A 2302-nucleotide genomic window follows, 5' to 3' on the forward strand; every position below is an offset into this window, starting at 1 on the left:
TGGGTTGTCGTGCAAGCTATGGTTCGGAAGGAAGTCTATTGTTTACGGCAAAAACGGGTAATCAATATAGCCTTTGCTGTCGCCGCCAAACATGGTGGCGCGGTCGGGAATATTTAATGCGGCACCGAGGGCAAAGCGGCGCGGCAAGTCGGGATTGGCGAGGAATGCAGCGCCGAAAGCAATCAAATCGGCAATGCCTTTTTCCAGCTCCTGCTCGCCGGTTTCTGCCGTATAACCCGTTCCGGCAATCAGCGTTTTCTCCACCATTTTGCCGAACAGTTCGATTTCATCATCCTGCGGGTAATGTGGCAGGAGCGGAAACATTGGTGAGCGCTTCATGATTTTCACAAAAGAGAAATTCAGTTTGTTTAATTCACCCAGCAAATAGCGGTAAGTGGCGACAGGATCATCAAAGGCTATGCCGGCATAGGGATGCAGCGGGCTGATTTTGATACCGACTTTGTCGCTGCCAATGGCGTCGATAATGGCGCGCATTGTTTCCAGGGTAAAGCGCGCCCGGTTTTCGATGCTGCCGCCGTATGCGTCCGTGCGCTGGTTGGCGGATTCGGCGAGGAATTGTTGCGACAAATAGCCATTGGCGGCGTGCAATTCGACGCCATCGAATCCGGCTTTAATCGCGTTTTTTGCCGCCTGCGCGTAATCGGATATGGTTTGCTCTATTTCGGCAAGGCTCAAGGCGCGCGGTGTTTCGTAATCTTTCGCTCCTTGCGAGGTGAAATGTTTGACGCCTGCGACGTTAATGGCGATGGCACTCGGTGCGACCGGCAATGCGCCATGGCGGTCAATGGAATGGGCGACGCGGCCGGTATGCCACAGTTGCGCGTAAATCAGTCCGCCTTTTTCATGTACCGCTACGGTAATTTTTTGCCAGGCGGCGATTTGCGCGTCGTTGTAAAGGCCGGGGGTGAGCGGGCTGCCAATGGCATCGGCGGAGATGTTGATGGCTTCCGACAGGATGAGTCCGGCAGAGGCGCGCTGTGCGTAGTATTCGGCAGTCATGTCGCCGACGATGCCGTCCGCATCGGCGCGGCTGCGGGTCATCGCCGCCATCACCATCCGGTTTTTCAGGGTGTGGCTGCCGAGCTGGAAAGGTTCGAGTAATTTCATGGTGTGTCTCCGGTTGAATGATGCGGTGCATGGTAATCGCTGCCGTCTGGCGGATAAATCCCCCAAAATGGATAACATTTATGCGGAAATGTATTAATCTGGCAGGGAAGGGCAGGGCGCGGGGTGATTTACATACACCTGAGCGCTCTCCCTGTATGTATATTTGGAGTCATCATGGATTTTTTGAATGAAATACCGCTGTTTGTCGAAGTGGCGCAATGTTTGAGTTTCAGCCGGGCGGCAGCGAAGCTGGATATGCCGCAGTCGTCGCTGTCGCGCCGTATCCGCACGCTGGAGCAGGCGCTGGGCGTGCAGCTCTTTAACCGCAGTACGCGCCAAATCAGGCTGACGGAGGCGGGGCAGCGCTATTTGCAGCGCGCCGCGCCGCTGGTGGAGGAGGCGCGGCTTTTGCATGACGAGCTGAGCGGCCGGTACGCGCGGCCAGGCGGGGTGTTGCGCCTGTCCTTGCCGGTGGATTTCGCTTATGAGTTTCTCGCGCCGCTGCTGCCGCAATTCGCCGCGCAATTCCCGGAGATTGTGCTGGAGATGGATGTGTCGCCGCGCCGGGTGGATCTGGTCAGCGAGCCGTTTGATGTGGCAGTACGCGCGGGAATGCTGCCCGATTCGGGACTGGTCGCGCACCGCCTGTTGCAGTCGCCGCGCTATCTGTACGCCGCGCCGGGCTATGTGCGGGCGCAGGGCGCGCCGAAGTCGCCTGCCGCGTTGGCGGCGCACCGCTGTTTGCCGCAGACAGGGACGACGGTATGGCGGCTGACGGCATTCGGGACAGCGGAGACGGTCGCCGTTGCCGGGACGTTTGTGGCGGACAGCCCCGGCCTGTTGCAGCGGCTTGCCGTCGCCGGGATGGGCATCGCGCTGTTGCCGGAGCTGGGCGCGCGCGAGGCGGTCGCCAGCGGCCGCTTGCAGCGGGTATTGTCGCCGTGGCAGGCGGAGGCGGTGCCAATCCATGCACTGACGACGACGCGGCTGTTGCCCGCAAAAAGCCGCTGTTTTATTGAATTTTTGCGGGAACAGGTGTCGGACTGACATGAAAAAAGCCGCTCGCGGGCGGCCTTATACGTCTGCAAACGGATTGAGCAATGGCACTTGCAGGGCGGCGAAATCGCGGGTGTTGTGCGTGACCAGCGTCAGATCGTGGCGGATGGCGCTGGCG

The 2302-nt window shown here is 59.3% G+C and carries 2 protein-coding genes; one reads left to right on the forward strand and one right to left on the reverse strand.

Going from position 1 to position 2302, the window contains the following annotated elements; genetic code table 11:
• Positions 1 to 42 precede the first annotated feature (42 nt).
• Positions 43 to 1128 carry an alkene reductase gene (locus Q0349_RS09860; RefSeq protein WP_298080733.1) on the reverse strand — a complete coding sequence of 362 codons (1086 nt, stop codon included), beginning with the start codon at positions 1126 to 1128 and terminating at the stop codon, positions 43 to 45.
• Between the two features lie 174 nt (positions 1129 to 1302).
• On the opposite strand from Q0349_RS09860, the gene Q0349_RS09865 reads away from it, so the two are divergent.
• Positions 1303 to 2175, forward strand: coding sequence for a LysR family transcriptional regulator (locus Q0349_RS09865; protein ID WP_298080734.1), 873 nt, complete (start codon positions 1303 to 1305; stop codon positions 2173 to 2175).
• Positions 2176 to 2302 lie beyond the last annotated feature (127 nt).

Origin of the sequence: uncultured Cardiobacterium sp., from assembly GCF_938028185.1 — a bacterium.
In the GTDB taxonomy this organism is placed as follows: Bacteria; Pseudomonadota; Gammaproteobacteria; order Cardiobacteriales; family Cardiobacteriaceae; genus Cardiobacterium.

Bases quoted from the DNA above. Each gene is read 5' to 3' on its own strand.
- Q0349_RS09860 (WP_298080733.1), bottom strand. From the start codon at position 1,128: ATGAAATTACTCGAACCTTTCCAGCTCGGCAGCCACACCCTGAAAAAC.
- Q0349_RS09865 (WP_298080734.1), top strand. From the start codon at position 1,303: ATGGATTTTTTGAATGAAATACCGCTGTTTGTCGAAGTGGCGCAATGT.